Raw genomic sequence first — 25029 nt, 5'->3', positions numbered from 1 at the left:
GTCATGCGTCCGATGGTGCCGCGTTTCACCTGAGCGGCCCCATCGACCGGGGAGGCCGCATGACGGGGAGGGTGACCGAGGAATGGGCGCGACACCGATCTTGGTGAACTACCAGCCACAGGGCGAGGACTGGACGGTCAACGTCCGGTCCGAGGACACCGTGCTGACCGAGCAGGCGCCCGGCCTGATCGCCGCGCGGGACCGGGCCGACCAGATGGTCGAGCAGCTGACCGGCACGGACGCCGAGCGCAAGCCGACCGTCGTGCACCTGCTCGAGGGCGACGCCTTCGCGTTCACCACCGCGTACCTGCACGCCCGGCACGGCCTGAGCACGCCGACCCGGCCCGAGCCCGAGGCCGACACGCCAGCGGGTGATCCGCCGCGCGTCGGCGAGAACACGCAGGAGATGGACCTGTCCGAGCTGGCCGACGAGACCGAGGACGAGGGGAACTGAGCCACCCGACCGGCTGATTGCACCTAGGATGATCCCGAAGGGCGACCCGTAGCCGTATCGGGAGGCTGGTCTTGGCCACAACGTCGTACGCGGAGCAGGCAAACGCGGCTGCCCGCGGTCGGCCGAGAGACGCCACCCGCGACGAGGCGCTGCGCAGAGCCGCCCTCGACGTGATGGCCGAGGTCGGCTACCGCGCGCTCACGATGGACGCCGTGGCGGCCAAGGCGCGCGCCGGCAAGGCGACCATCTACCGGCGCTGGGAGTCCAAGCTCGACCTGGTCATCGACACCGTGAACCAGCTCGTGCACCAGGAGATCCCGGAGCCCGACACCGGGTCGCTGACCGGTGATCTGCGGGAGTTCCTCAGCGCCTTCGCCGCGTTCCTGTCCGGCCCGACCGGCAAGGCGGCCCAGGCGCTGGTCGGCGAGCTGCCGCACGAGCCCGAGCTGGCGACCGCGTTCCGTGAGACGTTCCTGGTGGCGCAGCGGGACGTGCTGCGCGGCATCATCGACCGTGGCACCGCCCGCGGCGAGGTTCGCCTGGACGCGCCCCGTGGCATGGCGGTCGAGCTGGCCGGCGCGGCGCTGACGTACCGGCTGATGCTCACCGGCGATCCGCTCGACGACACCTTCGTCGACCGGCTCGTCGACCAGGTGCTGCTGCCGCTGCTGAGACCCTGACGCACGAAAACCCCCGCCGCGGCGGGGGTCTCGATGCCGCTGGGGATCAGCGGAAGAGCTTGCGCACCACCAGGACGCCGACCAGCACCCCGACGCCGATCAACGCGTACTTGACCCGCGGATCGGACAGCCGGGCCCGGACCGCGTCCTTGCCCTGGTCCACGTACTGCTTGGGGTTGGCCTTGACGACCAACTCGTCCAGGGTGGCGGCCAGCGCGTCCCGCGCCTGTTCGATCTCGCGCTGGATGGTGTCGGGATCGCGAGCCACTTGTCCTCCTCGCCGTGCGTGCCGGAACCACCGTAGTTGACCACGTTAGGCCCCGCTCCTGGGGCCCGCTGGAAGGAGCCCGCTAGGCTTACCAGCAGGGGGCCGTAGCCCAATTGGCAGAGGCACACGGTTTAGGTCCGTGCCAGTGTCGGTTCGAGTCCGACCGGCCCTACGCGATGGGTGAACTGTGCTCGCGGAGGGCGCTCGCCTTGCCGCTCCGGTGTTTGTTGTGGGGGGACGACCCCCCACACCCCCCGATGTGGGGCTCCGCCCCACGCCCCGAGGGTGGCGCGGAAGCGGGAGGGTGCCGTGGAGTCGATCTTCGAGCGGGAGCCGGTGGAGATCGCGCCCGGCGCGGTGCACACGCCGGACTGGCTGAGTCTTGTAGAACAACAGCGCCTGGTGGCCGCTTGTCGGGAGTGGGCCGCTCCCCGGCGGGCATGCGGCACACGCGGTTGCCGAGTGGCGGCGTGATGTCCGTGCAGACGGTGTGCCTGGGCTGGCACTGGACGCCGTACCGGTACAGCCGCACCACTGAAGACGGCTCGCCGGTGAAGGCGCTGCCGGGCTGGCTGGCGGAGCTGGGCGCGAGGGCGGTGGGCGACCCCGGCTACGTGCCGGACGTGGCGCTGGTCAACTTCTACGACGGCGTCGCGAAAATGGGCCTGCACCAGGACAAGGACGAACGCAGCGACGCGCCGGTGGTGTCGCTGAGCGTGGGCGACAGCTGCGTGTTCCGGTTCGGCAACACCGAGAACCGCAACCGGCCGTGGACGGACGTCGAGCTGCGCGGCGGGGACCTGTTCGTGTTCGGCGGGCCGTCCCGGTTCGCCTATCACGGCGTGACGAAAACCGTGCCGGGAAGCGGAGATCCGGCGACCGGGCTGACCGCCGGCCGCCTCAACATCACGCTTCGGGTGTCCGGCCTGGACTGATCGGCCGCATGCCGTCACACACGACGCCGACGATCAGGCCGGGATCGGTGGTGCCCTGACGGGCCATGGTCAGGCAGCCGACCATGAGCGTCTTGACGTCGGCGGCGGTCAGGTCGGCCCGAACCTCGCCGGCCGCCTGGGCCTTGTCCAGCAGGTCGCCGAGGCCGGTGAGCATCACCTGCCGTGCCTCGGCGGTCAGCTCCTGGTTGAAGCTGCCGCTGGCCGCCAGCGCGTCGAACAGGGCCTTGTTCAGGCTGGCGTCGCGGACCATGTGCTCGAAGAAGGCGAAGAAGCCCTTGCCCGCGTCCGGCCCCTTGGCCAGCTCTTGCGCGACCTCGCCGACCCCGCGCAGCCGCTCCACGATGATCGCCACGAACAGCGCTTCCTTGGTCGGGAAGTGCCGGTAGACGGTGCCGACCCCGACCCCGGCCCGCCGCGCGATCTCGTCGATCGGCACGGCCAGGCCCTCCTCGGCGAACACCTGCTGGGCCACTTCCAGCACCCGGGCGCGGTTGCGCCGGGCGTCGGCACGCAACGGCCTGCCGGCGACCGTGGAGTCGGCTGAAGTCACGCCCACGACTGTATGACGCCGGATACCCCCAGGTCGCGTGCCGAGACGATCGGCGATGCCCGAGTCACCAATGTGGACCAACCGGCTGTCGCCGCACGGGCGAAGTACGACAAGAGGCTGTGGGGTCGCCCACACTCCGTCGTCAGTCGGTTACGGCTTGGCCACGTCCCGGCACCAGGTGTGCAGCGACTGTCGTAACCGGTTGGCCCGGACACCCGGATGGCCGCCATGGTGGACAGGTTGCTGAGGGGAGCGGGACAGTGCGGATCGTCAGGCTGGTCGGGGCGGCGTGCCTCGTGGCGCTGCTGGCCGGGTGCGGCACGGCGGGCGGCCCTCAGCTGTCGGCGGTGGAGAGCAGCGCGAATCCCACGGCGGGCCAGGTGACGAAGACCATGGATGCGGCGTTCGGGGACCGCCGGACCTGGCCGAACGGCCTGGCGATCACGATCTCGCAGCCCCGGTCGCAGCGCCCGAGCAGCACGGCCTACCCGCAGGCGGCCCGAGCGGCGGTGTTCGAGCTGACGGTGGAGAACGGCACGACCTCGACGTACAAGCCGTCGCAGCTGGCGATCAAGGCGACGATCGGCGGCCAGCCGGCGCAGGAGGTCGTGGATCCGGCGCAGGGCCTTGGCGGCTACGTGGCGGCGCAGGACGATCTGCCGCCGGGCCGGTCGGTGCAGCTGACGGTGGCCTTCGCGGTCCCGCAGCAGCCGACCGACCTGCGGATCCTGGTTCGCCCGGACGTGGTCGACGGGGCGCCGGCGACGGCGTTCGCGGGGACCGCCTAGGCCGATTGTCAGACCGGCACGCTACGTTCGCGCTATGACTGAGCAGACGCGGCTGGCCGTCGGCGACACGGCGCCGGACTTCACGCTCCTGGACAGCGACGGCAACAAGGTCGCGCTGTCCGACTACCGCGGGCGGCAGGTCGTCGTGTACTTCTACCCGGCCGCGATGACGCCGGGCTGCACCAAGCAGGCCTGCGACTTCCGGGACAACCTGGCCGAGTTCAACGACGCCGGCTTCGCCGTGCTGGGCGTCTCCCCGGACAAGGTGGAGAAGCTGGCCAAGTTCCGCGACACCGAGGGGCTGACCTTCCCGCTGCTGTCCGACGCCGACAAGTCGGTGATGCAGCGCTGGGCCGTCTTCGGCGAGAAGCAGAACTACGGCCGCACGGTGATGGGCGTGATCCGGTCGACGTTCATCGTCGACGCCGACGGCAAGATCGCCAAGGCCTCGTACAACGTGCGGGCGACGGGCCACGTTGCCAAGCTGCGCAAGGATCTCGGCATCTGAGCCGCGCGGTAGCGGTCTACGACCGAGTCGCCGATCGGGCACTGCACTGGCGGGGCGCGGAGCTGAGTTTCCGGTCCGCCTCGCTGGTGAAGCTGCTGATCGCGTTGGACGTGCTCGAGCGGCGGCCGGCCGAGCCGCCGCTGCGGGATGCGTTGTGGCGCATGCTGTCGGCCAGTGACGACGGCGTGGCCAACGAGCTGTGGGACGCCGACGGCGGCCCGGCGATCGTCACGCGCACGGCCGCGCGGCTGGCGCTGCCGTCGACCCGGCCGCCGGAGATCGTGGGCCGCTGGGGCGACACGATGCTGGGCATCGCCGACATGGTCGCGATTTACCGGCATGTGCTGGACAACGACCTGATCGTGGACGCGCTGGCGGCCGCTCCCCGGCACGCCTCGGACGGTTTCGACCAGTACTTCGGCATTCCGACGCTGCCGCGGCCGTGGGCGATCAAACAGGGGTGGTCGACGAGTCCGCGTGACGTGGTGTTGCACACCAGTGGTCTGGTCGGCGCCGACTGGCGATTTGTCGTGGTTGTGCTGGCGTCTTTCCCGGTCGGCACCGACTGGGTGACCGCCGCCGCAGCGGTGAACGACGAGGTCACGGCGCTCGCGCCCGGGCTGTGAGCCCCCGAATGGGGTAAGCTGGGCCCGAGGGCTGGCGACTGGCCGCCCCGGTGCAACGTGAGGGTGATACGCCGTGTGTGGTTCCTCCACACCAAGCGGTCCTGAGCGTCCTTCCAAGTTCGTCCTGCGGGTCCACTTCCCGACCCGCGGCGGTTGAGTCCGGCCTGACCGGCCTTAATCCCGCTTGCCGCTGAGTTCAGCGGTCCCTTTCGCGTACCCCCGATCCGCCGCCCGGCGGCATCGGCCGTTGGTGCGCGCCCGAACTTGGAACCAGCAATGCTGATGTGGATCCTGCTCGCCCTCGCCATCGTCGCCGAGGTGTTCGCGACGATCATGTTGAAACTGTCCAACGGCCTGAGCCAGCCGCTGCCCGTGCTGGGCCTGATCGCCGGCTACGCGCTCGCCTTCTACCTGGAGTCACAGGTGATCCGGCTGGGCATGCCGATGCCGGTCACCTACGCGGTGTGGGCCGGCGGCGGCATCGCGCTGGTCGTGGTGGCCAACCGCGTGCTGTTCTCCGAACCCGTGTCGGCGCTGACGATCGGCGGCATGGTGCTGATCCTGGCCGGCGTGCTCGTGGTGCAGATGTCGGTCACTCACCAGCCGGCGTGACATCCACGCCGGTGCGCTCGGCCCGGGCGAGACCCCAGTCGTACAGGCTCTGCAACACCGGAGCCAGGGTCTCGCCCTCCGGGCTGAGCCGGTAATCCGTGCGCAGCTCCGGCTTTTCGCTGGCGTCGCGCAGCAAGAGGCCGTCCGCTTCCAGTTCGCGCAGGCGCTGGTTGAGCATCTTCTCGCTGATGTCCGGGATGAGCCGGCGCAGCTGGCCGTAGCGCAGCGGGCCTTGCTTGAGGCGGGCCAGGATGAGCACGCGCCAGCGGCCGCCGACGACGTCGAGGGTGAGCTCGACCGGGCAGTGGTAACGCCGTTCCATTGGCTACCTACCGGAAAGTGCGTACTTGTCGGCCGCGCTCGGCGGTGGTTGCGTCTGCGCGGTGATCAAATGGGGAGGAGCTGCTCGTGGGTGAGACCGAACCGACACTGTACGACTGGGCCGGCGGGGAGAAAGCCCTGACCGAGCTGACTGAGGCCTTCTATCGCGAGGTGGTGAAGGACGACCTGCTGGAGCCGTTGTTCCGGGGCATGTCGACCGAGCATCCGCGGCGGGTGGCGCTGTGGCTGGGCGAGGTGTTCGGCGGGCCGGCGGCGTACACCGCGGAGCGCGGCGGGTATTCGACGATGCTCGGTATGCACCTGGGCAAAGCGATCACTGAGCCGCAGCGCCGCCGTTGGGTGAGCCTGCTCCAGGACGCCGCCGACGAGGTCGGCCTGCCGGCGGATCCGGAGTTCCGGGCGGCGTTCACCGGTTACCTGGAGTGGGGGACGCGGATCGCGTTGTCCAACTCGCAGCCGGATGCCACCCCGGTGCCGCACGCGCCCGTCCCCCACTGGGGCTGGGGCGTCGCTCCGCCAATGAGGTGACCCCCTGATGCAGGGAAGGACGCCTTACCTGCATTGGACGCAGGTAAGGCGTCCTTCCCTGCATTGGGGGAGGATCAGGTCAGGGCGGCGGTGATGTGGGGGAGCAGGAGGCGTAGGGCGCGGCCGCGGTGGGACTGGGCGTCCTTCTCGGCGGGGGCCATCTCGGCCGAGGTGCGGGTCCCGCCCTCCGGCACGAAGATCGGGTCGTAGCCGAAACCGTTGGCGCCACGGGATTCCCGGATCAACGCCCCGCGCCACTCACCCCGGACGACGACCTCGGTGCCGTCGGGCAGGACGAGGGCAGCGGCGCTGACGAAGGCGGCGCCGCGGCGGTCGTCGGGGACGTCGCCGAGCTGGGCGAGCACGAGCTGGAGGTTGGCCAAGTCGTCGCCGTGGCGGCCGGACCAACGGGCCGACAGCACGCCGGGCATGCCGTTGAGGGCGTCGACGGTGAGGCCGGAGTCGTCGGCGACGGCGGGCAGGCCGGTGGCGGCGACGGCGTCGCGGGCCTTGGCCAAGGCGTTGCCCTCGAAGTCGGGCGCGGTCTCGGGCGCCTCCGGGAACGGGGCAACGGCGTCGAGGCCGATGACCTCGACCCCGTGCACGTCCGCGGCGACCATGATGCGGTCCAGCTCCACCAGCTTCTTGGCGTTGCGGGTGGCCAACAGCAGCTTGGTCACGACCGACGCCGTCCCTTGGGCGACGGCTCCGGCAGCTGACCCGGGTAGGGCAGCGCCAACGCCTCGGCCTGAAGGCGGGTCAGCTCGGCGCAACCGGCCAATGCCAGGTCCAACATCTGGTCGAGGGTGGAACGGGCGAAGGTGGCGCCCTCGCCGGTGCCCTGCACCTCGACCAGCGTGCCGGCGTCGGTGGCGACCACGTTCATGTCGACCTCGGCCCGGGAGTCCTCCTCGTACGGCAGGTCCAACCGCACCCGGCCGTCGATGACGCCGACGCTGACCGCCGACACCGAGCAGGACAGCGGCTTGGGGTCGGCCAGCCGACCAGCCGCGTCCAACCACGTGATGGCGTCGGCCAGCGCCACGTACGCGCCGGTGATGGCCGCGGTGCGGGTGCCGCCGTCGGCCTGGATCACGTCGCAGTCGATGACGATGGTGTTCTCGCCCAGCGCGGACAGGTCGATGCAGGCCCGCAGGGCCCGCCCGATCAGCCGGCTGATCTCGTGGGTGCGGCCGCCGATCTTGCCCTTGACCGACTCCCGGTCACCCCGGGTGTGGGTGGCCGACGGCAGCATGGCGTACTCGGCGGTGACCCAGCCGAGCCCGGACCCGGCCCGCCAGCGCGGCACGCCCTCGTTGACGCTGGCCGCGCACAGCACGCGGGTGTTGCCGAACTCGACCAGCACGGAGCCGGCCGGCCACTGCTGGTAGCCACGGGTGATCTTGATCTCGCGGAGGGACTCGTCGCCTCGGCCGTCTGCTCTAACCACGCGGCTAGCCTACGGGCACCCGATTGAACCGCCGGGCCGCTCCCAACGTGAGGTTGTCATGACCCTTGCCGACAACTCGTTCACCATCAACGGGCTGCCGCTCCACCCGCTGCTGGTGCATGCCGTCGTCGTGCTGCTGCCCCTGGCGGCGGTCGGCAGCATCATCATCGCCGTGGTCCCGAAGTGGCGCCGCCGCTACTGGCTGCCGGTGCTGGTGCTGGCCGTCCTGGGCATCGGCGCGGTGCCGATCACCCAGCAGGCCGGGGAGGCCCTGTACAACTCGATCAAGGGGTCGCCGCCCGGGCTGGCCCATCACCGGGACCTTGGCAACGCCCTGCTGCCGTACGCGATCGCCTTCGGCGTGATGCTGCTCCTGCTGCTGGTCGTGGGCCGGATCGCCGACCGCGAGCGGGCCACCGGCGGCGTGCGCGCGGTCCGGGCGCCCTCGGCCTCGCTCCGTCAGCAGCCGGTCGCCCCGGGTGTGCACAGCATCGAGGAGCTGGACGAGGAGGTCGCCGCCACTCCCGGTATGGTCGAGGAGGCCCCGTCCGCGTCGAGGTTCTGGGGCGTGATCACGGTCATCGTGGCGCTCGCGCTGATCGCCAGCGCGGTCGCGGTGACGTACGAGATCTACCTGATCGGCGACAGCGGCGCCTCGGCCGTCTGGAAGGGCGTAGGCGGGTGATTCAGACCTCGTAGAACCGGCCCTGCTCGGCGAGCAGCACCTCGCCGTCGAACTCACCGCGCGCCTCGGCCAGCACGACCTCCGGGTCCGTCCACGGCGCGACGTGGGTCAGCATGAGCCTGCCCGCACCGGCCCGGCACGCGGTCTGCCCCGCCTGCCGGCCGGACATGTGCATGTCCGCGGGGCGGCTGGGCAGGTCGGTCCACGTGGCCTCGGCCAGCAGCAGGTCGACGCCGGCGGACAGGCCGTCCAGGGCGGGGCAGGCCGCGGTGTCGCCGGAGTAGACCAGCGACCGGCCGTCGTGCTCGATCCGGAAGCCGTAGGCCTCGCACGGGTGGGTGACCAGCGCGGACGTCACCTTCAGCGGGCCGATCTGCACGGTCTCGCCGGTCAGCGGATGGAAGTCGAACACCGTGGAGAAGTCGGTGGTCTGCCGCTCGGCGTCGTTGGGCGCGTACTGGGCGGCGAACCGGCGGGCCGTGTCGGACGGGCCGAACACCGGCAGCCGGCGCTGCTCCGGTGGGTACGGCGGCTGCGGGTGGTAGCGCCGCAGCACCGCCAGCGCGCTGAAGTCGGCGCAGTGGTCGGGATGCAGGTGTGAGAAGGCCAGCGCGTCGATGTCGAACGCGCTGATCCGGGCCTGCAACGCGGCCAGGGCGCCGTTGCCCAGGTCCAACACCAGCCGGAAGCCGTCCGCCTCGACCAGGTAGCACGGGGCGGGCGCGGCCGGCCCGGGCACGCTGCCCGAGCACCCGATGATGGTCAGCTTCACGGCGTAGAGGGTGACATGACGGCGCCGACCGCCCCTACCTGCGGACCCAGGAATCGGCGGGCCAATCGCCGGAACGGCTCGGCGGGGCCGGTGGCCAGGAATTCGTGCTCGGGGTAGTCCTCGGCGCTTTCCCGGAACAGGTCGCGCTCGGTCAGCACCCGGACCACGTCCTTGGCCGTCTCCTCGGCGCTGGACACCAGCGTCACCTGGTCCCCCATCACGATCTGGATCACGCCCGTGAGCAGCGGATAGTGGGTGCAGCCGAGAATGAGCGTGTCCACATCGGCCCGGTGCAGCGGCTCCAGGTACATCTCGGTCAGGCCCAGCACCTGCCGGCCCGACGTGATGCCCCGCTCGACGAAGTCCACGAACCGCGGGCAGGCGGCGCTGGTCAGCGTGACCTGAGGGGCGGCGGCGAAGGCGTCGTCGTAGGCCCGGGACTGCACGGTGCCCTGCGTGCCGATCAGGCCGATACGCCCGGAGCGGCTGGTGGCCACGGCCCGGCGCACCGCCGGCAGCACGACCTCGACGACCGGGATGTCGTAGCGCTCACGGGCGTCCCGCAGACAGGCGGCCGACGCCGTGTTGCAGGCGATGACCAGCATCTTCACCCCGCTGGCGACGAGCTGGTCGAACGCGGCGAGTGCGTGCCGGCGAGCCTCGGCGATGGGCAGCGGTCCGTACGGGCAGTTCGCGGTGTCGCCGAGGTAGCGGACGCGTTCGCCGGGCAGCTGGTCCATGATCGCGCGGGCGACGGTGAGGCCGCCCACGCCGGAGTCGAAAATCCCGATCGGGGCGTCGGCGGCAGGGCTCACGCTGCGAGACTACCGGCGGTGCGGGCCGGTCGGTTGGCCATCGCGACCAACCAGGCCGACAGCAGGCCGCCGAGTGCGCCGAACGCGTGCGCCTGCCACGAGATCTCCGGATTCACATTGGGCAGCAGGCCCCACAGCGCGCTGCCCCAGTAGAACAGCAGCACCGCGGCCACCACGAGCTGCTTGAGGCTGCGGTTGAAGATGCCCCGCACCAGCAGGAACATCAGCCAGCCGAACGCGATGCCGGACGCGCCGACGGTGGACACCCCGGTGTCCTCGGTCAGCCACACGCCAAGGCCGCTGATCAGCCAGATCACCACGGTGACGGCCACCCACTGCCGGATGCCGACCGCCATGGCCAGGAAGCCGAACAGCAGCACCGGCAGCGTGTTGGAGATCAGGTGACCCCAGCCGACGTGCAGCAGCGGCGCCCAGATCACGCCCAGCAGCCCGGTCACCCGGTGCGACACGATGCCGTAGTCGTTGAGCGAGCCGTGGAAGATGGCCAGGTTGACCAGCTCGACCACGTACAGCAGCGCGGTGAACGCGACGATCACCACGGCAGCCTGCAGCGGTCTGGGCGGCAGGACCCGGTTGACGGGCTTGCCAGGCGCCGACGGTACGGGAAGGGTAGCCACGTGACCGAGCGTAAGGCCCGGTAGCGGTCCAGGGCATCAGGAACAACCCCTAAGGTGCAGCTAGTGATCGAAGTGGCAGTGCGCGGCGACGCAACGCTCGGTGAGGGCCCCACGTGGGACACGTCGACGTCCACGCTGCTCTGGGTGGACATCCTGGGCAGCGCGGTGCACCGGTACGACCCGGGGCGCGGCACGGACAGCGTGCTGCCGACGCCGCAGCACGTGGGGGCGGCCAAGCCCCGCGCGGCCGGCGGCCTCATCGCCAACCTGCGCGACGGCGTGGCGCTGCTCGACGCCGACGGGGGCCAGCGCTGGCTGGTGTACTGGGAGCGCGAGGGCCTGCGCGGCAACGACGCGGCGGTGGACGGCGCGGGTCGGCTGTGGGCCGGCACGATGCGCTACGACACGGCCGAGGGCGGCGGCTGGCTGGCCCGCGTGGAGCCGGACGGCGCGGCCAAGGTGCTGCTGGACGACGTGACCATCAGCAACGGGATCGCGTGGAGCCCGGACAACGCGCTGATGTACTACATCGACACGCCGACCAGCCGGGTCGACGTCTTCGACTACGACCTGGCAACGGGTTCCGCCACCGACCGCCGTCCACTGTGCACGGTCGAGGGCTCGCCGGACGGCATGTGCGTGGACGCCGACGGGTGCCTGTGGGTGGCAGTGTGGGGCGGCAGCGCGATCCGCCGCTACACGCCGGAGGGCAAGTTGGACCGCGAGGTGCCGCTGCCGGTGTCGCAGCCGACGGCGTGTGCCTTTGGTGGCCCCGATTTCACCGACCTTTACGTGACGACTGCGCGTGAGGGCTTGGAGAATCCCGAGGAGCTGGCCGGATCCTTGTTGGTGCTGCCCGGTTTCGGCGTCGGGCTGCCGTCGACGCTGTTCGCCGGCTAGGGCACGAGTTCGGCGAGCAGGCGGTAGGAGTTGATCCGGTCGTCGCGGTCCGGCACGAGGGTGAGCGCCATCAGCTCATCCGCGCCGGTCGCGGCGATCAGCTCGGACACCTTGTGCCGCACGGTGTCGCGGCCGCCGACGAGCTGCGCGTCCGCGAAGTTCTGGACGTGCTCGCGCTCCTCGGCCGAGAAGGAGTAGGCGTCGGCCTCGGCCTGGCTGGGGAACGCGTCGAACCCGGTGCCGGCGCGCATGGACAGCCTCGACAGCAGGTAGGGGCGGATCATCCGGTCGGCCGCCGCGTCCGTTTCCGCCACGGTGACCAGCGCGCACACCATGGCGTACGGCTCGGCCAGGTCGGCGGACGGTTGGAACCCGTCGCGGTACGCGCGCAGCGACTCCTCGGTGGTCGCCGGCTTGATCTGGTGCGCGTAGGCGTAGCGGAGGCCGAGGCGGGCCGCCATCTTCGCGCTGGCCGGACTCGAGCCCAGCAGCCAGATCGGCGGCCGGTGCTCGACGGCGGCACCGGCCGAGATGGGCCCGCCGCGGCCGAAATAGCTGGCCAGCTCGGCAATCTGCGCGACGAACTCGTCTTCGCCCTCGGCCGCTCGGCGCAGCGCCGTCGCGATCCGCGCGTCGCCGCCGGGGGCCCGCCCGATGCCGAGGTCGATCCGTCCCGGATGGAAGGCGGACAGCACGCCGAACTGCTCGGCCACCACCAGCGGCGCATGGTTGGGCAGGAGCACGCCGCCGGAGCCGATCCGCATCGTGCTCGTCACGTTGGCCAGTTGCGCCACCATCACCGGGGGCGCGGTGGCGGACAGGCAGGGCGTGTTGTGGTGCTCGGCCGTCCAGTACCGGTGATACCCCAGCGCCTCGACCTGCGTGGCGAGGTCGAGGGACGCTCGCAGTGCGCCGCTGGCGGTGTCACCTCGCCAGAGCGGGGCGACGTCCAGTACCGATATCCGCTTATCCCCCATGCCTCGATGGTAGCGCCGGTCAGAAGGTCCGCAGCAGCAACGTGGACGCCGTGACGAGGCCGAGGACGCCGATCACCGAACGCAGCGCGGTGGCCGGGAGGTAGCGGGAGATGCGGGCCCCGAGCGGCCCGCCGATCGCCGTGGTCGCGGCCAGCACGATCGCCGCCGGCCAGTTCACCGGGGCAGTGAAGGCGAAGATCACCGCGGCCACGCCGTTGGCCGCGGTTTGCAGCACGTTCTTGATGGCGTTCATCTTGTGCGCGTCGTCGGTGACCATGAGGCCGAGCATCGCGGCGAAGATGATGCCGACACCGGCGCCGAAGTAGCCGCCGTACGCGCCGTTGGCAAACATGCCGGCGAGCAAGGCCTTGTTGTTCCGATGCGGCGCTCGATTCCGCAATCGCTTGGCCAGCAACGGTTGCGTGAGCACGAGCACCGCACCCATGGCCAGCAGCGCCGGCGCGGCGTAGTCGAAGACCTTGCCGGGCAACATGAACAGCAGCACCGCGCCGACCACCGACCCGATCGCCGCCGGCGGCACCAGCTTGCGCAGCACGCCGCCCTGGCCGCGCAGTTCCTTGCGGAAGCCGACGATCGCGGCCACCGAGCCGGGCACGACACCGACGCAGTTGGTCACGTTGGCGGCCAGCGGGCTCAGGCCGAGGCCGACCATCAGCGGGAAGGTGAGCAGCGCTCCGGCGCCGGCGACGGCGTTGAGCATGCCCACGATCAGTCCGGTCGCGGCGACGAGACCGAGTGCCAGTGGAGTCACCCCTTGAGGGTCGACCCGAGCGTATCGATGCGTCCAATGAATGTTCCCCATTGAAACGATGCGTGCTAGACATCGATACGTGGACATGGACGAGCTGCGGTGGTTCATCCGGGTCGCCGAGAGCCGGACCGTGACGGAGGCGGCCGAGACGCTGCACCTGTCCCAGCCGGCGCTGTCGCGAGGCCTGGGCCGGCTGGAACGGGAGGTCGGCGCCCCGCTGTTCGACCGGGTCGGGCGGGGTCTGCGGCTCAACGCCAACGGCCAGGCGCTGCTGGACGGCGCGCGGCGGGCGGTGTCGGCGGTCGACGGCGCACGGCAGTCCATCGGCGAGCTGGCCGACCCCGATCGCGGGACGGTGAACCTGGCTTTCCTCAACACGATGGGCCCGCTGGTCGTGCCGACGCTGCTCAGCGGATATCGGCCACGCCGCCCGAACGTGCAGTTCCGGCTGCGGCAGGGCGGGACCGAGCGGATCGAGCAGTACCTGCTGGACGGCCTGGTCGACCTGCTGCTGATCTCGACGCCGGGCTCCCCCGGGATCATCTGGCAGCCGCTGCTGCGCGAACCGCTCGTGTTGGTCGTGCCGACGTATCACCGGTTGGCCGGGCGATCATCGGTGGAGCTGGCCGAGGTGCGCGACGAGCCGTTCGTGATCTTCTCCCGGGGGTTCGGCATGCGGCCGACGACCGAGCGACTGTGCGCCGAGGCCGGTTTCGCGCCGCGGATCGCCTGCGAGGGCGAGGACGGTGCCACGCTGCGGGGGCTGATCGGCGCGGGCTGTGGCGTCGGGCTGATGGGGCCCGGCCCCGCTCCCCTGCCTGACGTCGTCGAGCTGCCGGTGTCCGATCCGCCGTGCTATCGCATGATCGGGCTGGCCTGGTGCGACCGGTTCATGCCGGCCGCCGCCGACGCCTTCCGCTCCTTCGCCCTGGCCGAGGCCAAACCCCTGGCACCTGGCGCCCGTTCACGCTAGCGTTGGATGCGGAGTGAACGTTCCGTTTAGGGGGTAATGATCATGACCGCATCCGCCGAAGTGTTCCGACAGCTGGTCGACGGCGTTGTCGGCAAGCAGTGGGACCGGCTGCCGCTGCTGTACGCCGAGGACGCCGTGGTCGAGCATCCGTTCAGCACGGATCCGGCCGTGGCCCGGTTGGAGGGGCGGGCCGCGCTGCGTGCGCACTTCGCCCGCGCCGCCGAGATGGGCGTCGACTTCCGGGCCGACGACGTGGTGGTCCACGAGACCACCGATCCCGAGGTGGTCGTCGGCGAGTTCACGTACCGGGGCACCTTGGGCGACAAGGACATCACCATGCCGGCGATCTTCGTGCTCCGGGTCCGTGACGGCCTCATCGTCTCGTCCCGCGACTACGCCGGCGGCTGATTTTCCTTCTACCTGAGTGGCTCACTTGGCTTCGGAAGCCAAATGAGCCACTCAGGTAGAGCCAAAGAAGGGCGGTCAGGCCCAGAGGTGGCCGTCCATGCGTTGGGCGGCCTCGTCGAGGGTGCCGGAGTAGGCGCCGGTGGACAGGTACTTCCAGCCGGCGTCGGCGACCACGAAGACCACGTCGGCGGTCTTGCCGGCGGCGGCGGCCTTCTCGGCGGCGGCCAGGGCGGCGTGCAGGATCGCCCCGGTGGAGATGCCGGCGAAGATGCCCTCGGACTCCAGCAGCTGCCGGGTGCGGCGCAGGGCGTCGTAGGAGCCGACGGAGTACCGGCCGGTGAGCACCTCGGGGTCGTACAGCTCGGGCACGAAGCCCTCGTCGAGGTTACGCAGGCCGTAGACCAGCTCGCCGTACCGGGGCTCGGCGGCGATGATCTGGATGTCGGGCTTGTGCTCACGCAGGAACCGCCCGGCCCCGACCAGGGTGCCGGTGGTGCCGAGGCCGGCCACGAAATGCGTGACCGACGGGAGGTCGCGCAGGATCTCCGGACCGGTGCCGTCATAGTGCGCCCGCGCGTTGGCCGGGTTGCCGTACTGGTAGAGCATCACCCAGTCGGCGTTCTGCTTGGCCAGGTCCTTGGCCATGGCCACGGCCTGGTTGGACCCGCCCGCGGCCGGCGAGAACACGATCCGGGCGCCGTAGGCCTGCAACAGCTGCTTGCGCTCGGTCGAGGTGTTCTCCGGCATCACGCAGACCAGGCCGTAGCCCTTGAGCTTGGCCGCCATGGCCAGCGAGATGCCGGTGTTGCCCGAGGTGGGCTCCAGGATCGTGCAGCCCGGCGACAGCGTGCCGTCCCGCTCGGCCGCCTCGATCATGGCCAGCGCCGGCCGGTCCTTGATCGAGCCGGTCGGGTTGCGGTCCTCGAGCTTGGCCCACAGCCGCACCGTCTCCGACGGCGACAGCCGGGGCAGCCCGATCAGCGGGGTGTCGCCGAGCGCGTCGAGCAGCGAGTCGTACCGCGCCACGACGTCAGCGACTGCCGCCGGCGACGGCCGGCAGGATGGTCACGTTGTCGCCGTCGGCGACCTTGGCCTCGAGGCCGCCGGCGAAGCGGACGTCCTCGTCGTTGACGTAGATGTTGACGAAGCGGTGCAACACGCCGTCCTTGACCAGGCGGGACTTGAGGCCGCCGTGGTTGGCCTCGAGGTTGTCGATGACCTCGCTCAGGGTGGCGCCGGCGGCCTCGACGGACTTCTCACCGCCGGTGTGGGTGCGCAGGATCGTCGGGATCGAGACGGTGATGGCCATGTGCTGTCTAACCTCCGCTGTCGGCCTTGCTGTTGGCTGGGACGCCCGGCAGTGGCCGGTTATTCCCCGTACGACTCGACGATCGTCACCGGCTCCTCGGTGACCTCGCCGTCGACGATCCGGTAGGACCGGAACTCATGGGTGTCCGGCTCCCGGGTCGACACCAGCACGTAGTGCGCCTCCGGCTCGCCCGCGTACGACACGTCGGTGCGCGAGGGGTAGGCCTCGGTCGCGGTGTGCGAGTGGTAGACCACCGCCGGCACCTCGTCGTTGCCGTCCATCTCGCGGTACAGCCGCAGCAGGTCGCCCGACTCGAACTCGTAGAAGGTGGGCGAGCGCGCGGCGTTGAGCATCGGCACGAAGCGCTCCGGCCGGTCCGGGGACGGGCCGGCGACCACCCCGCACGCCTCGTCGGGATGGTCCCGGCGGGCGTGTTCGACGATGGCCTCGACCAGGTCACGGCGGATCACCAGCACACCATCATCCTAGTAGGTGGCCGGGGTTGTCCCGAGGCTTGGGAATCAGCCGGTCAGCTGGACGGCCAGCTCCGGACGCAGCGCCCGGACCAGCTGACCCTGGAGCTCGGCGAACAGTCCGGCGTTGCGCAGCCGGGCATCACCCGACCGGGTGTCCCCTGAGGTGCCGCGGGGCACCCACACCAGCCGGGCCTGGCCGAGCACCCGGATCCAGTCGTCCACGTTGACCAGCGGATAGCTGACCGGGCCGGCGTCCGGGATGGAGGCCAGCACCCGGCGGGCCGCGTCGCGCAGCTCCACCCGCAGGTCGTTGCCCCAGCGGGCCAGGAACTCCTGGGCCGACGGCGAGTACTCGGAGACCGGCGGCAGCAGCCGGTCCAGCAGCTCGAGGCGGTCCCGGCGGAACATCAGCCGGTCCTTGAAGCCGCCCTGAGCCGGCATGTCGTCCAGGTAGCGGGCCAGCGTGCCGATGCCCTCACGCAGCGCCGACACCGTGTGCTCGGTCAGGTTGAGCAGCACCTGGTTCTCGCCGACGACCACGTCGAAGCCGTGCGACCAGCTCATGCCCTGTTCCTCTCGATCACCGGCCGCAGCCCGAAGCCCAGCATCCGGGCGGCGATCACCTCGGCGTCGGCCCGCGTCGCGGCCAGGCCGACGGTGGCCTTGCCGTCCACCTCGATCTGTCTGGTCAGCGCCACCGCGTCCGCCAGCGGCAGCCCGCAGACCCGGTTGAGGATGTCGGCCACCACCGCGTCCTCGCTGCGCAGGTCGTTGAAGGCGACCACTCGGAATTCGCTCACTGCGGTCCCACCCCCGCCAGTTCCGGCCGCAACGTCACCACGATTTCGTGCTGCATCGCGCTCAGCAGGTACGCGGCGGCGGCCTTCGGAGTTGCACTGCTCGGCGGCGCGTCTCGGTCCACGTACAGCAGACGCGCGGACCCGAACACTCGAAGCAGGTCGTCGGCCTGCGCCGCCGGGTAGCGCATGGGCCGTCCGGCGTCCAGCGCCGCGATCACCCGGTGCGCGGCCGCGGTCAGTTCCGCCCTGATGTCCAGTTCATGCCGCTGGATGTACGCCTTCTGGTCGCGACGCGACTCGTAGGCCTCGGGGAACAGGTGCATCGGTGTCCGGAAGCTCCACCAGGCTTCGTTGGCCCGCTTGTCCTCGATGGCCACGGCCAGATCGCCGGCCGCCCGGCGGATGACCGCCACAGCCTGCGCCGACAGCGACAGCACCAGCCAGTCGCCGTCGAGCGCGACCTCATTGTCCGTCTCGGTCACGAGGACCTCCCGACCGAGGCGTCGATGCCGTAGCTGTGCAGCCGCGCGACCATCGCCTCCGCGGCGTCGCGGCTGGTCGACGAGATCAGCGCCGACCCCTGCTCATGGATCCGCCACGTGCCGGCGATCGCATCGTCCAGCTTCAGTCCGACCACTCGGTTGAGCACGTCGACCACCACCGGGAACACGTTCATCTCGTCGTTGTGCACAGCGACATGCCAGTCCGTCACTTTCCCCCAAAGCCTCCGGCCATGCGTCACGGTACGCCGGCACACCGGCCACCGTGGTCGCCGCGAGGATCCCGTGCACGATGGCCCGGGCGAACACCTGCGCGCCGGCCTCGCACACCCGGTCCAGCGCCATGCCCCGCACTCCCGTCAGCTCCTGCCGGCCGGTGGCCAGCGCGAAGATGGTGTCGCCGTCGTACATGGCGTGCGCGGGCCGGATGGCCCGGGCCAGGCCGTCGTGGGCGACGGCGGCGATCCGCTGGCACTCGGCCTTGGACAGCACGGCGTCGACGGCGACCACACCGATCGTGGTGTTCAACGCGGAACGCTTGGGCCGGAGTTCCACGGACGGCGCGCCCGGGGGCGACACGCCGAACTCGCCGTCGATCTCGTGGTCGAGGGCCCACGGCAGGCCGTCGGGGTTCACGGCCTCACCCATGGCGTTCACGGCGGCGATGGCGCCGACCGTGAGCCCGTCGACGACCATGCTGGCGGTGCCGATCCCACCCTTCAAAGACCCACATCGAGCGCCGGTTCCGGCGCCGACGCAGCCCTGCTCGACGGGACCGTCCGACGCCGCCTCGCACGCGGCGTAGCCGAAGGAGGCGTCGGGGCGGTTGCCCCAGTCGCTCAGCTTGAGGTCGAACAACACGGCCGACGGCACGACCGGCACGACCTCATGCGGCAACTCCCCCACGCTGACACCGTGATTGCGCTCGGCCAGCCAGCGCATCACGCCGTCGGCCGCGGCCAACCCGTACGCGCTGCCGCCGGTCAGACACACGCCGTGAATCTCCTGCACCAGCCGAGACGGCTCCAGCACGTCGGTCTCCCGCGTGCCGGGCGCGCCGCCGCGCTGGTCGACGCCGGCCACCGCGCCCTCCGGGGTCAGCACCACGGTGGTGCCGGTGGCCCAGCCGTCGCCCAGCCGCTGGTACTGGCCGACCAGCACGCCGGGCACGTCGGTGATCACGACGACACCGCGGTGACCAGGCTCTCCTGCACCCAGGTCAGCCAGTGGTAGACGCCGAGGTGCGAGGACCGGGGATCGTCCTCGGGCAGCTCGTCCGGCATGTCCTCGGTGACGTCCAACGCCGTGCCCAGGGCCAGCCGCACGTCGTTGATCGCCGACAGCCAGGCGTCGGCCTGCTCCACCGACAGCAGGATCGGACCGCCGTCCGGCGGGCAGGTGTCCATCACGATCTGCGCCACGCCGGTCTTGAACTCCAGCAGCTCCGGCTCGTGCAGACTGCGCAGCGCGGCCGCCGAGTCCAGGTCCTCCTTCGACGGCTGGTCGTCGTCCAGCCGGTGGAAGTCGGGCAGCAGCCGGGACAGGATCGGGTCGTCCGGCGCGGTCGAGGGCCCGACCCGGATCCCGGTCAGCTCGGCCAGCTCGTCGTCGGGCGCGTCCTGCTCCCGCGCGGCCAGCATGTCCAGCACCTGGCCGACCAGCCCACGCAGGATCGCCGCCTCCTGCCGGTCCACCTCGGCGACCAACTGCTCGCCGCGCCGTCGCCAACCCCGCACTACGAGTCCTGCTGCATGGTCGCCCACAGGCCGGCGGCGTGCAGTTTCGCCACGTCGGTCTCCACCTTCTCCTTGCTGCCCGATGACACGATCGCCCGACCCTTGTGATGCACGTCCAACATCAGCTTGGTGGCCTTCTCGCGGCTGTAGCCGAAGATCTTCTGAAGCACGTAGGTCACGTAGGACATGAGGTTGACCGGGTCGTTCCACACGACGGTCAGCCACGGGTGGTCCTCGCTGCCGACCGACTCCACCTCCGGCTTGTGCTGCTCGACGGGCGTGGTCATACCGCCAATGGTGTCATGCCGTTCCCCATTAGGCTGATCAGCTATGACCAGTACGAGCACCGCGCTGCTCACCGACCACTACGAGCTGACGATGCTGTCCAGCGCGCTGCGCGACGACACCGCGGACCGGCCATGCGTGTTCGAGGTCTTCGCCCGCAGGCTGCCCGACGGCCGCCGCTACGGCGTGGTCGGCGGCACCGCCCGGCTGCTGGACGCGATCACCCGGTTCCGGTTCGACCGGGCCGAGCTGGACCAGCTGGCGGCGGCCGATGTCGTGGACGAGCGGACGCTGGCCTGGCTCGCCGACTACGAGTTCACCGGCGACGTGGACGGCTACCCGGAGGGCGAGCTGTACTTCCCGGGCTCGCCGATCCTGACCGTGCGCGCGCCGTTCGCGACCGGCGTGGTGCTGGAGACGCTGGCACTGTCGATCCTCAACCACGACAGCGCGATCGCGTCGGCGGCGGCCCGCATGGTCACCGCGGCCAACGGCCGCCGCATGATCGAGATGGGCTCGCGCCGCACCCACGAGGAGGCGGCGGTGGCCTCGGCCCGCGTCTCCTACCTGGCCGGTTTCACGGCCACGTCGAACCTGGAGGCGGGCCGCCGCTACGGCATCCCGACCGCCGGCACCTCGGCCCACGCCTTCACGCTGCTGCACGACAGCGAGGCGGCGGCGTTCCAGGCGCAGGTCGAGCAGCTGGGCGCGGGCACGACGCTGCTGGTCGACACGTACGACATCACCAAGGGCATCCAGACCGCGGTGGAGGTGGCCGGCCCGGAGCTGGGCGCGATCCGCATCGACTCCGGCGACGTCGGCCCGCTGGCCCGGCAGGCCCGTGAGCAGCTGGACGCGCTCGGCGCCCGCAACACCAAGATCGTCGTCTCCGGCGACCTCGACGAGTACGCCATCGCGGCGCTGCGGGCCGAGCCGGTGGACGCCTACGGCGTCGGCACCTCGCTGGTGACCGGCTCGGGCGCGCCGACCGCGGGCATGGTCTACAAGCTGGTGGAGGTCGAGGGCCGGCCGGTGGCCAAGCGCAGCTCGCACAAGGAGTCCCGCGGCGGCCGCAAGGGCGCGCTGCGCCGCTACCGCGAGACCGGCACGGCCATCGAAGAGGTCGTCTACACCGAAGGCCACAAGCCGGCCCTGGGCGAGCACGACCGCGACCTCCAGATCCCCCTGGTGCGGGCTGGACAGCCCGTGCCCGACCTGCCGACCATCGAGCAGAGCCGCGAACGGCTGCGGCAGGCCCTGGTCAGCGTGCCGTGGGAGGGCCTGAAGCTCTCGCACGGCGAACCGGCGATCCCGACGACCTTCCTGTGAGGCAACCGATGGCTACCGCACTGATCGTGGTGGACGTGCAGAACGACTTCTGCGAGGGCGGCTCGCTGGCGGTGGCCGGCGGCGCGGCGGTGGCGGCCGACATCTCCCGGCACATCGCGGCCAGCAACTACGACCACGTGGTGGCGACCCGCGACTACCACCAGGACCCGGGCGCGCACTTCAGCTCGGAGCCGGACTACGCGTCGAGCTGGCCGGTGCACTGCGTGGCCGGCACGCCCGGCTCGTCGTTCCACCCGGCGCTGGACGTGGCCCCGATCGAGGCCGTGTTCTCCAAGGGCGCGCACGCGGCCGCCTACTCCGGCTTCGAGGGCGTCGGTCCCGACGGCATCTCGCTGGCCGACTGGTTGCGGGGCAAGGGAGTCGACCGCGTGGAGGTCGTCGGCATCGCGACCGACTACTGCGTGAAGGCGACCGCGCGGGAGGCGCACGACCTCGGCTTCCACACCACCGTGCTGCTGGACCTGACCGCCGCCGTCGGCGCGAAGAGCACCGACTTCGCGCTCACCGAGCTCGAAGGTGCGGGCGTGTCCTTCGTGGGGTCCCCGAGGGTCGGCTGAGCCCCCGAAGGCCCCACGAACAGCGAGCCGTCACGACACGGGCGAGCAGGCGGCGTGGCCGACGATGATCTCGCCGCTCATCGGTCCGTCCCCGTTGGGGTACAGCACGATGTGCAGCATGTTGATGGTCACGCTGCCGTCGTTGGGCTGGGCCTGGATCACCTCGTTGAAGGTGATGCGGGCCCTCGGGTTGTCGGCCGGGCCGACCGTGGTGGTGTAGTTGGCCGGGATCGGCTTCGGCGCCGTGACTCCCTGGAGGCCGCTGAACTGGAAGTTCGCGGTCGTGCTGGTGGTCGTCGCCGCGCAGCTGGCCGAGTAGTTGGACAGCTTGATCTCCGGGCCGCCGTAGGGCACCAGCGCGGTCAGGTCGAAGCCGTCGCCGGCGGCCTGCATCTTGGCCGTCCTGGCGCCGTCGTCCCTGGTGCACGTGGTGGTGCCGGCGCCGAACGTGGCGACACCGTAGGCATGGGTGCCGTTGCTGGAGTTCTGCTGGTCGGCGGTGACGTCGCACTGCGCGATGGGCGGCACGGTGACCGGGCGGCCGGCCCTGGTCACGTCGACCTGCCCCAGCGAGGTCTGGCCAAGCGGCGTCGCCCCGGCCGGAACCGCCGTGAGCGCCATCGCCGCGATCACCGCGACCGCCCCGGCTCCGACGCGCCGCGCGCTCCTGCTGAACATTGTCGTCCCTTCGGGAGTGAGCTTCGTTCGCGTCCGATCATCTGCGCTCGCCCGCCGTCATGTAACCCGATGGCGCGACTGCCACCCGGACGAGTGACAGGTCACCGGAGCGCGACCAATTCGGGGGTGCACGCGCCCACTCCACCGGTGCCCAACAGCCGGTCGAGCGCGGCCACCACCCGATGGCCGGCCTGCCCGTCACCGAACGGGTTGTGCCCGGCCGGCAGCCGCAGGTGCGAGCCCAGCAGCCAGTCCGCCTCGGCCACGATGCGGGTGTCGTCGGTGCCGACCACCCAGGCGTAGCCGGCGTCGACCGCCTCGGTGCGGTCGGTGTTGTCCCGCACCACCAGCACCGGCACGCCGAAGCTCGGCGCCTCCTCCTGTAGGCCGCCGGAATCGGTCACCACCAGCGCGGTCTGCCGCAGCACGCGGATCAGGTCCGGGTAGTCCAGCGGCTCACTCAGCCAGACCCGGTCGTGGCCCCGCAACGCGCCGGACACCTGGGCCTGCACCGCCGGATTCGGGTGGGCCGGCAGCAGGACGTGAATGTCAGGGTGACGGTCCACCATGGACCGTACGGCGGCGAGCACCCGGTCGAGCGGGTCACCCCACGACTCGCGGCGGTGCATGGTGACCAGCACGATCCGGGCACCGTCGGCGCTGACGCGCGCCTCCAGGTCGAGCAGGGTCTCGCTGCGCGGCGGCAGCTTCGCCGCCGCGACGTACTCGAGCGCGTCCACAATGGTGTTGCCGGTGACGGTGATGCGCTTGCTCGGCACGGCCTCGGCCTGCAATGTGCGGGCAGCGGCCTCGGTCGGCGCGAGGTGCAGCGCGGCGATGCGCGAGATCATCTGCCGGTTGCCCTCCTCGGGGAAGGGCGCGGTCAGGTCGCCGGTGCGCAGGCCGGCGCCCAGGTGCGCGACGGGCACGCCACGCCAGAACCCGGCCAGCGCGCCGGCCAGTGCGGTGGACGTGTCGCCCTGCACCATCACCGCCGCCGGGCGGCGGCGCACGATCAGCTCGTCCAGCCGGCGCAGCATGCCGGCGACCAGCTCGGCCTGGCTGCCGATCTCGCGGCGCAGCGGCACGAACGCGTCCGGGCGCAGGTCGAAGGCGGACAGCGCCTGCTCGACCATGCCGACGTGCTGACCGCTGTGCACGATCATCGGACGCAGCAGGGGATGGCCGGCCAGCGCCTTGGCCACCGGCGCGGCCTTGAGTGCCTCCGGCCGGGTCCCGGCCAGCAACAGCACTTCGGTGCTCAATGGTTCGGCTCCTCACATGTCCCGGGTGGGCATGGTTTCTCCCGACAGGGTCTGGGGCTTCCGGGGACGCGGGGTGCAGTGATCACCCGCGGCTTTGGACTATCAACCTTCACCCGAAATAGGCAAAGCCCAGCGACCCACACGAGGGACAACGTTCAGCCGTTTCGCCCAGCAGTCGTTACGCAGTGTGCCGATATCAGCCGGTCCAGCGTCACCTGGCCACCCGATCCGGCCGTTCAGCGGAACGGAGTCCGTCCCGATACCTGCACCGATGCGAACGTGAAAGGACCACGCGTGACAGCTGTGACAACCCCGCACCGCCGGGCGCCCGCGGCCCGTGCCGTCGCGGTGCTGCTGGTCGCGGCGGCCGCCGGACTGGTGCTCGCCCATCGCCCCTACCAGGGCGTCGAGCTGGCCGTGGCCCGGCTGGCCAGCCCATCCGTCCACATAGGACAGCTGGGCTCCTCGGCCCAGATGCTGGTGCCGCTGCTGCTGCTCAGCTCGGTGCTGGTCGCGCTGATCCCCCGCATCACCGGCAAGACGTTGGTGGCGCTGGGATGCACCACCGTGACGTTGGTGGCGTTCGACCAGCTCACAGTTTTGCTGGGCCCCTCGGCCGACGTGGGCGGCGGCGTGGCGGCGGTGGTGTTGTTCTGCTGGTTGACCGTACGCCGGGAAAGGCCGTGACCATGGGCGATCCGACCAAGCTGGAGTGGCACTTCTTCGTGCCGTGCCGGGACGAGCAGGCCGTCATCGGGGCGACCATGACGTACCTGCGGCAGCGTTTCCGGGCCGCGCACGTCTGGGTCGTCGACGACGGCTCCGACGACCGCACCGCCACCGTGGTGCGGAACCTTCGCCGTGTCGAGGGTCGGCACATCCACCTCGTGCAGCGCTACCGGCCGCAGGCACGGACCGGGAAGGAGGACGCCCTCAACGCCGCTTACCGGGCCCTGAAGACGTGGCAGGGCCGGCATGCCGCGCCGTCGCGCGCCGTGGTCGTGGTGCTCGACGCCGACAGCCGTCCACTGTGGAACTGCCTCGAGCTGACCGCCGCCCACTTCGATGATCCGCGCATGGGCTCCGTGCAGGTCGACGTGCGGTCCAGCACCCCGCGGCGGGGCTGGCTCGGTTGGCTCAGCACCCGTCGCAACGACAGCAAACCCTTGTGCGGCAACGGACAGTTCATCCGGCTGTCCGCACTCGACTCGATCGCCGGGCCCGAGGGCCGGCCGTGGCGCGGCGTCCCCCTGTCCGCCGCGTGGCACGCCGGCCTCACCCGGGACACCTTCGTCTACCACCAAGCCCGGGCCGCGTGAGAAAAGTCCCAACTGTCCCCCGCGTTTCGGCGATTAGGGTCACTTCCGTCGA

At 71.0% G+C, this 25029-nt stretch carries 37 protein-coding genes, 1 tRNA gene and 1 pseudogene; 17 read left to right on the top strand and 22 right to left on the bottom strand.

Going from position 1 to position 25029, the window contains the following annotated elements:
- Positions 1-82: 82 nt before the first annotated feature.
- Both M3Q35_RS41830 and M3Q35_RS41825 read left to right on the top strand, forming a co-directional pair.
- Positions 83-454 (top strand): hypothetical protein, encoded by a 372-nt coding sequence (locus M3Q35_RS41830; RefSeq protein WP_273938120.1) that lies wholly within the window; start codon positions 83-85, stop codon positions 452-454.
- 71 nt (positions 455-525) lie between these two features.
- Positions 526-1134: a TetR/AcrR family transcriptional regulator gene (locus M3Q35_RS41825; RefSeq protein ID WP_273938119.1), complete on the top strand. Its 609-nt coding sequence runs from the start codon at positions 526-528 to the stop codon at positions 1132-1134.
- 46 nt (positions 1135-1180) lie between these two features.
- Here M3Q35_RS41825 and M3Q35_RS41820 read toward each other — a convergent pair whose 3' ends face one another.
- Positions 1181-1402, bottom strand: a complete 222-nt coding sequence (locus M3Q35_RS41820) for a DUF3618 domain-containing protein (RefSeq protein WP_273938118.1) — start codon at positions 1400-1402, stop codon at positions 1181-1183.
- 98 nt (positions 1403-1500) lie between these two features.
- Between M3Q35_RS41820 and M3Q35_RS41815 the strand changes: the two genes are divergently transcribed.
- A tRNA-Leu gene (locus M3Q35_RS41815) sits at positions 1501-1574 on the top strand.
- 137 nt (positions 1575-1711) lie between these two features.
- Positions 1712-2337 (top strand): annotated as a pseudogene (locus M3Q35_RS41810) (alpha-ketoglutarate-dependent dioxygenase AlkB family protein).
- Here the strand turns inward: M3Q35_RS41810 and M3Q35_RS41805 are convergent.
- Positions 2309-2908: a TetR/AcrR family transcriptional regulator gene (locus M3Q35_RS41805; RefSeq protein ID WP_273938117.1), complete on the bottom strand. Its 600-nt coding sequence runs from the start codon at positions 2906-2908 to the stop codon at positions 2309-2311. The pseudogene M3Q35_RS41810 and the gene M3Q35_RS41805 sit on opposite strands and share 29 nt — an antisense overlap.
- A 260-nt stretch (positions 2909-3168) precedes the next feature.
- On the opposite strand from M3Q35_RS41805, the gene M3Q35_RS41800 reads away from it, so the two are divergent.
- The 4 genes from M3Q35_RS41800 to M3Q35_RS41785 all read left to right on the top strand — a co-directional run bounded on the left by M3Q35_RS41800 (position 3169) and on the right by M3Q35_RS41785 (position 5442).
- A complete protein-coding gene (locus M3Q35_RS41800; RefSeq protein WP_273938116.1) occupies positions 3169-3696 on the top strand; it encodes a hypothetical protein in 528 nt (175 codons plus the stop codon).
- Between the two features lie 34 nt (positions 3697-3730).
- Positions 3731-4204 (top strand): thioredoxin-dependent thiol peroxidase, encoded by a 474-nt coding sequence (gene bcp, locus M3Q35_RS41795; RefSeq protein WP_273938115.1) that lies wholly within the window; start codon positions 3731-3733, stop codon positions 4202-4204.
- A gap of 86 nt (positions 4205-4290) precedes the next feature.
- A complete protein-coding gene (locus M3Q35_RS41790) occupies positions 4291-4830 on the top strand; it encodes a hypothetical protein (RefSeq protein ID WP_273938114.1) in 540 nt (179 codons plus the stop codon).
- Between the two features lie 276 nt (positions 4831-5106).
- Positions 5107-5442, top strand: coding sequence for a DMT family transporter (locus M3Q35_RS41785; protein WP_273938113.1), 336 nt, complete (start codon positions 5107-5109; stop codon positions 5440-5442).
- Here M3Q35_RS41785 and M3Q35_RS41780 read toward each other — a convergent pair.
- Positions 5423-5764 (bottom strand): winged helix-turn-helix transcriptional regulator, encoded by a 342-nt coding sequence (locus M3Q35_RS41780; RefSeq protein ID WP_273938112.1) that lies wholly within the window; start codon positions 5762-5764, stop codon positions 5423-5425. The genes M3Q35_RS41785 and M3Q35_RS41780 overlap by 20 nt on opposite strands.
- A gap of 86 nt (positions 5765-5850) precedes the next feature.
- On the opposite strand from M3Q35_RS41780, the gene M3Q35_RS41775 reads away from it, so the two are divergent.
- Positions 5851-6312 carry a group II truncated hemoglobin gene (locus M3Q35_RS41775; protein ID WP_273938111.1) on the top strand — a complete coding sequence of 154 codons (462 nt, stop codon included), beginning with the start codon at positions 5851-5853 and terminating at the stop codon, positions 6310-6312.
- 74 nt (positions 6313-6386) lie between these two features.
- Here M3Q35_RS41775 and rdgB read toward each other — a convergent pair whose 3' ends face one another.
- Positions 6387-6992, bottom strand: coding sequence for an RdgB/HAM1 family non-canonical purine NTP pyrophosphatase (gene rdgB, locus M3Q35_RS41770; protein ID WP_273938110.1), 606 nt, complete (start codon positions 6990-6992; stop codon positions 6387-6389).
- Complete coding sequence (gene rph / locus M3Q35_RS41765) at positions 6989-7762, bottom strand: ribonuclease PH (protein WP_273938109.1); 774 nt, start codon at positions 7760-7762, stop codon at positions 6989-6991. The genes rdgB and rph overlap by 4 nt, the downstream gene beginning before the upstream one ends.
- Positions 7763-7820: 58 nt before the next feature.
- On the opposite strand from rph, the gene M3Q35_RS41760 reads away from it, so the two are divergent.
- Complete coding sequence (locus M3Q35_RS41760) at positions 7821-8447, top strand: DUF2231 domain-containing protein (protein ID WP_273938108.1); 627 nt, start codon at positions 7821-7823, stop codon at positions 8445-8447.
- A gap of 1 nt (position 8448) precedes the next feature.
- Here the strand turns inward: M3Q35_RS41760 and M3Q35_RS41755 are convergent, their stop codons facing one another.
- From M3Q35_RS41755 to M3Q35_RS41745, 3 genes are read right to left on the bottom strand one after another with little or no spacing between them, the layout of a single operon-like run.
- Positions 8449-9219 (bottom strand): MBL fold metallo-hydrolase, encoded by a 771-nt coding sequence (locus tag M3Q35_RS41755; protein ID WP_273938107.1) that lies wholly within the window; start codon positions 9217-9219, stop codon positions 8449-8451.
- A complete protein-coding gene (gene murI / locus M3Q35_RS41750; protein WP_273938106.1) occupies positions 9216-10034 on the bottom strand; it encodes a glutamate racemase in 819 nt (272 codons plus the stop codon). Before murI ends, M3Q35_RS41755 begins: the two co-directional genes overlap by 4 nt.
- Entirely contained in the window at positions 10031-10672 is a 642-nt protein-coding gene (locus M3Q35_RS41745; protein WP_273938105.1) for a rhomboid family intramembrane serine protease, read from the bottom strand. The genes murI and M3Q35_RS41745 overlap by 4 nt, the downstream gene beginning before the upstream one ends.
- 63 nt (positions 10673-10735) lie before the next feature.
- Between M3Q35_RS41745 and M3Q35_RS41740 the strand changes: the two genes are divergently transcribed.
- Positions 10736-11572, top strand: coding sequence for an SMP-30/gluconolactonase/LRE family protein (locus M3Q35_RS41740; protein WP_337960524.1), 837 nt, complete (start codon positions 10736-10738; stop codon positions 11570-11572).
- On the opposite strand, the gene M3Q35_RS41735 is transcribed toward M3Q35_RS41740, so the two are convergent.
- Together M3Q35_RS41735 and M3Q35_RS41730 are read right to left on the bottom strand one after the other, a co-directional pair.
- Positions 11569-12549: an LLM class flavin-dependent oxidoreductase gene (locus tag M3Q35_RS41735; RefSeq protein ID WP_273938102.1), complete on the bottom strand. Its 981-nt coding sequence runs from the start codon at positions 12547-12549 to the stop codon at positions 11569-11571. The two genes, M3Q35_RS41740 and M3Q35_RS41735, sit on opposite strands and share 4 nt — an antisense overlap.
- A 19-nt stretch (positions 12550-12568) precedes the next feature.
- Positions 12569-13321, bottom strand: coding sequence for a sulfite exporter TauE/SafE family protein (locus M3Q35_RS41730; protein WP_273938101.1), 753 nt, complete (start codon positions 13319-13321; stop codon positions 12569-12571).
- A gap of 85 nt (positions 13322-13406) precedes the next feature.
- On the opposite strand from M3Q35_RS41730, the gene M3Q35_RS41725 reads away from it, so the two are divergent.
- Both M3Q35_RS41725 and M3Q35_RS41720 read left to right on the top strand, forming a co-directional pair.
- On the top strand, positions 13407-14294 hold the full coding sequence (locus tag M3Q35_RS41725; protein ID WP_273944676.1) for a LysR family transcriptional regulator: 888 nt from the start codon (positions 13407-13409) through the stop codon (positions 14292-14294).
- A 42-nt stretch (positions 14295-14336) separates the two neighbouring features.
- Complete coding sequence (locus tag M3Q35_RS41720) at positions 14337-14702, top strand: nuclear transport factor 2 family protein (RefSeq protein ID WP_273938100.1); 366 nt, start codon at positions 14337-14339, stop codon at positions 14700-14702.
- A 75-nt stretch (positions 14703-14777) separates the two neighbouring features.
- Here M3Q35_RS41720 and M3Q35_RS41715 read toward each other — a convergent pair whose 3' ends face one another.
- Genes M3Q35_RS41715 through clpS form a run of 10 tightly spaced genes read right to left on the bottom strand, consistent with a single transcriptional unit; the run spans position 14778 to position 19810 of the window.
- Positions 14778-15728, bottom strand: a complete 951-nt coding sequence (locus M3Q35_RS41715) for a PLP-dependent cysteine synthase family protein (protein WP_273938099.1) — start codon at positions 15726-15728, stop codon at positions 14778-14780.
- A 4-nt stretch (positions 15729-15732) separates the two neighbouring features.
- Positions 15733-16011: a MoaD/ThiS family protein gene (locus M3Q35_RS41710; protein WP_273938098.1), complete on the bottom strand. Its 279-nt coding sequence runs from the start codon at positions 16009-16011 to the stop codon at positions 15733-15735.
- 59 nt (positions 16012-16070) lie between these two features.
- Positions 16071-16487: a M67 family metallopeptidase gene (locus M3Q35_RS41705; RefSeq protein ID WP_273938097.1), complete on the bottom strand. Its 417-nt coding sequence runs from the start codon at positions 16485-16487 to the stop codon at positions 16071-16073.
- A 45-nt stretch (positions 16488-16532) separates the two neighbouring features.
- A complete protein-coding gene (locus M3Q35_RS41700) occupies positions 16533-17051 on the bottom strand; it encodes a DUF2017 family protein (RefSeq protein WP_273938096.1) in 519 nt (172 codons plus the stop codon).
- Positions 17048-17287 carry an ATP-dependent Clp protease adaptor ClpS gene (locus M3Q35_RS41695; RefSeq protein WP_273938095.1) on the bottom strand — a complete coding sequence of 80 codons (240 nt, stop codon included), beginning with the start codon at positions 17285-17287 and terminating at the stop codon, positions 17048-17050. The genes M3Q35_RS41700 and M3Q35_RS41695 overlap by 4 nt, the downstream gene beginning before the upstream one ends.
- Positions 17284-17769: a DUF2017 family protein gene (locus tag M3Q35_RS41690; protein WP_273938094.1), complete on the bottom strand. Its 486-nt coding sequence runs from the start codon at positions 17767-17769 to the stop codon at positions 17284-17286. Before M3Q35_RS41690 ends, M3Q35_RS41695 begins: the two co-directional genes overlap by 4 nt.
- On the bottom strand, positions 17766-17963 hold the full coding sequence (locus tag M3Q35_RS41685; protein ID WP_273938093.1) for an ATP-dependent Clp protease adaptor ClpS: 198 nt from the start codon (positions 17961-17963) through the stop codon (positions 17766-17768). Before M3Q35_RS41685 ends, M3Q35_RS41690 begins: the two co-directional genes overlap by 4 nt.
- On the bottom strand, positions 17872-18969 hold the full coding sequence (locus M3Q35_RS41680) for a P1 family peptidase (protein ID WP_273938092.1): 1098 nt from the start codon (positions 18967-18969) through the stop codon (positions 17872-17874). Before M3Q35_RS41680 ends, M3Q35_RS41685 begins: the two co-directional genes overlap by 92 nt.
- Positions 18966-19523 (bottom strand): DUF2017 domain-containing protein, encoded by a 558-nt coding sequence (locus M3Q35_RS41675; protein ID WP_273938091.1) that lies wholly within the window; start codon positions 19521-19523, stop codon positions 18966-18968. The genes M3Q35_RS41680 and M3Q35_RS41675 overlap by 4 nt, the downstream gene beginning before the upstream one ends.
- The gene (gene clpS, locus M3Q35_RS41670; RefSeq protein ID WP_273938090.1) at positions 19523-19810 is read right to left on the bottom strand and encodes an ATP-dependent Clp protease adapter ClpS; all 288 of its coding nucleotides are present in this window, start codon (positions 19808-19810) and stop codon (positions 19523-19525) included. Before clpS ends, M3Q35_RS41675 begins: the two co-directional genes overlap by 1 nt.
- Before the next feature lie 43 nt (positions 19811-19853).
- Here clpS and M3Q35_RS41665 point away from each other — a divergent pair, with 43 nt between their 5' ends.
- Both M3Q35_RS41665 and M3Q35_RS41660 read left to right on the top strand, forming a co-directional pair.
- Positions 19854-21137, top strand: coding sequence for a nicotinate phosphoribosyltransferase (locus M3Q35_RS41665; protein ID WP_273938089.1), 1284 nt, complete (start codon positions 19854-19856; stop codon positions 21135-21137).
- A gap of 8 nt (positions 21138-21145) precedes the next feature.
- Positions 21146-21715 carry an isochorismatase family protein gene (locus tag M3Q35_RS41660; protein ID WP_273938088.1) on the top strand — a complete coding sequence of 190 codons (570 nt, stop codon included), beginning with the start codon at positions 21146-21148 and terminating at the stop codon, positions 21713-21715.
- 30 nt (positions 21716-21745) lie between these two features.
- Here the strand turns inward: M3Q35_RS41660 and M3Q35_RS41655 are convergent, their stop codons facing one another.
- Positions 21746-22393 carry a choice-of-anchor P family protein gene (locus M3Q35_RS41655; RefSeq protein ID WP_273938087.1) on the bottom strand — a complete coding sequence of 216 codons (648 nt, stop codon included), beginning with the start codon at positions 22391-22393 and terminating at the stop codon, positions 21746-21748.
- A 101-nt stretch (positions 22394-22494) separates the two neighbouring features.
- Entirely contained in the window at positions 22495-23658 is a 1164-nt protein-coding gene (wecB, locus tag M3Q35_RS41650; RefSeq protein WP_273938086.1) for a non-hydrolyzing UDP-N-acetylglucosamine 2-epimerase, read from the bottom strand.
- A gap of 294 nt (positions 23659-23952) precedes the next feature.
- On the opposite strand from wecB, the gene M3Q35_RS41645 reads away from it, so the two are divergent.
- Positions 23953-24345 carry a hypothetical protein gene (locus M3Q35_RS41645; protein WP_273938085.1) on the top strand — a complete coding sequence of 131 codons (393 nt, stop codon included), beginning with the start codon at positions 23953-23955 and terminating at the stop codon, positions 24343-24345.
- Between the two features lie 2 nt (positions 24346-24347).
- Positions 24348-24977 (top strand): glycosyltransferase, encoded by a 630-nt coding sequence (locus M3Q35_RS41640; protein WP_273944675.1) that lies wholly within the window; start codon positions 24348-24350, stop codon positions 24975-24977.
- Positions 24978-25029: the final 52 nt, after the last annotated feature.

Origin of the sequence: Kutzneria chonburiensis, from assembly GCF_028622115.1 — a bacterium.
In the GTDB taxonomy this organism is placed as follows: Bacteria; Actinomycetota; Actinomycetes; order Mycobacteriales; family Pseudonocardiaceae; genus Kutzneria; species Kutzneria chonburiensis.
This window is presented reverse-complemented; position numbering and strand designations above follow the sequence as displayed.

Bases quoted from the DNA above. Each gene is read 5' to 3' on its own strand.
- M3Q35_RS41830 (WP_273938120.1), top strand. From the start codon at position 83: ATGGGCGCGACACCGATCTTGGTGAACTACCAGCCACAGGGCGAGGAC.
- bcp (WP_273938115.1), top strand. From the start codon at position 3,731: ATGACTGAGCAGACGCGGCTGGCCGTCGGCGACACGGCGCCGGACTTC.
- M3Q35_RS41785 (WP_273938113.1), top strand. From the start codon at position 5,107: ATGCTGATGTGGATCCTGCTCGCCCTCGCCATCGTCGCCGAGGTGTTC.
- M3Q35_RS41780 (WP_273938112.1), bottom strand. From the start codon at position 5,764: ATGGAACGGCGTTACCACTGCCCGGTCGAGCTCACCCTCGACGTCGTC.
- M3Q35_RS41760 (WP_273938108.1), top strand. From the start codon at position 7,821: ATGACCCTTGCCGACAACTCGTTCACCATCAACGGGCTGCCGCTCCAC.
- M3Q35_RS41735 (WP_273938102.1), bottom strand. From the start codon at position 12,549: ATGGGGGATAAGCGGATATCGGTACTGGACGTCGCCCCGCTCTGGCGA.
- M3Q35_RS41725 (WP_273944676.1), top strand. From the start codon at position 13,407: ATGGACGAGCTGCGGTGGTTCATCCGGGTCGCCGAGAGCCGGACCGTG.
- M3Q35_RS41720 (WP_273938100.1), top strand. From the start codon at position 14,337: ATGACCGCATCCGCCGAAGTGTTCCGACAGCTGGTCGACGGCGTTGTC.
- M3Q35_RS41710 (WP_273938098.1), bottom strand. From the start codon at position 16,011: ATGGCCATCACCGTCTCGATCCCGACGATCCTGCGCACCCACACCGGC.
- M3Q35_RS41700 (WP_273938096.1), bottom strand. From the start codon at position 17,051: ATGAGCTGGTCGCACGGCTTCGACGTGGTCGTCGGCGAGAACCAGGTG.
- M3Q35_RS41685 (WP_273938093.1), bottom strand. From the start codon at position 17,963: ATGAACGTGTTCCCGGTGGTGGTCGACGTGCTCAACCGAGTGGTCGGA.
- clpS (WP_273938090.1), bottom strand. From the start codon at position 19,810: ATGACCACGCCCGTCGAGCAGCACAAGCCGGAGGTGGAGTCGGTCGGC.
- M3Q35_RS41665 (WP_273938089.1), top strand. From the start codon at position 19,854: ATGACCAGTACGAGCACCGCGCTGCTCACCGACCACTACGAGCTGACG.
- M3Q35_RS41660 (WP_273938088.1), top strand. From the start codon at position 21,146: ATGGCTACCGCACTGATCGTGGTGGACGTGCAGAACGACTTCTGCGAG.
- M3Q35_RS41655 (WP_273938087.1), bottom strand. From the start codon at position 22,393: ATGTTCAGCAGGAGCGCGCGGCGCGTCGGAGCCGGGGCGGTCGCGGTG.
- M3Q35_RS41640 (WP_273944675.1), top strand. From the start codon at position 24,348: ATGGGCGATCCGACCAAGCTGGAGTGGCACTTCTTCGTGCCGTGCCGG.